Origin of the sequence: Inquilinus limosus MP06, from assembly GCF_000767795.1 — a bacterium.
Taxonomy (GTDB): domain Bacteria; phylum Pseudomonadota; class Alphaproteobacteria; order DSM-16000; family Inquilinaceae; genus Inquilinus; species Inquilinus limosus_E.
This window is the reverse complement of sequence record NZ_JANX01001062.1, coordinates 1-978: the sequence shown is the minus strand read 5'-3', so window position 1 is coordinate 978 and position 978 is coordinate 1. Positions and strand designations below refer to the sequence as shown.

At 72.9% G+C, this 978-nt stretch carries 1 protein-coding gene; it reads left to right on the top strand.

Annotation, left to right across the window (positions count from 1 at the left end):
- On the top strand, nt 1-876 hold an 876-nt coding region (locus P409_RS39790), incomplete at its 5' end, for a tetratricopeptide repeat protein (RefSeq protein WP_034849726.1).
- Nucleotides 877-978: the final 102 nt, after the last annotated feature.

Here is a 978-nt window from a genome sequence, read left to right as displayed (position 1 = left end):
ATGCACGCCTTCGGGCTGGAGGAGACCGGCGACTACCGCGCCGCCGAGGCGACCGGCCGCCGCGCCGTGGCGCTGCAGCCGCGCGACCCCTGGGCGATCCATGCCGTCGCCCATGTGCTGGAGATGGAGGGACGGCTGCCGGAGGGCATCGACTGGCTGGCCGGCCGCAGCGGCGACTGGGCGCCGGACAACATGTTCGCCTTCCACAACTGGTGGCACTTCGCCCTCTACCATCTCGACCTCGGCGACACCGCGACGGTGCTGCGGCTCTATGATGAGGCGATCCGGCCGGTTCCGTCGCCGCTGGCGCTGGAGACGCTGGATGCCACCGCCCTTCTGTGGCGGCTGCATCTGCGCGGGGTGGATGGAGGCGGGCGCTGGGCCGAGCTGGCCGAGACCTGGGCGCCGATGGCGGAGGACGGCTACTACGCGTTCAACGACATGCACGCGATGATGGCCTTCGTCGCCACCGGCCGGGATGCGGATGCCGGTCGGCTGCTGGCGGCGCAGGCCCGGCGGGCCGCTTCGGGCGGCACCAACGCGGCGATGACGGCGGAGGTCGGGCTGCCGGTGTGCCGGGCGCTGCGCGCCTTCGGCGCCGGCGACTATGCGACGGTGGTGGAGCTCCTGGTGCCGGTGCGGGCGGTGGCGCACCGCTTCGGCGGCAGCCACGCCCAGCGCGACGTGCTGAACCTCACCCTGGTCGAGGCGGCTTTGCGCGGCGGCCAGACGGATGTGGCACGGACCCTGGCGGCGGAGCGCGTCGCGGCCAAGCCCGGGAGCCCCTTCAACTGGCGCCTGACTGCCCGCGCGTTGCGGCTGGCGGGGGACGAGGTAGGGGCGGTGGCGGCGGAGACGAGGGCGGGAGTTTCATAAAGTAACGTTTCTTAGTCCCCCCTCCCCTTGCGGGAGGGGGTTAGGGGAGGGGGTTCCCGAAGCTTGCTCAGGCCGGCGGATCCTGCGTCGGCGGCACCAACC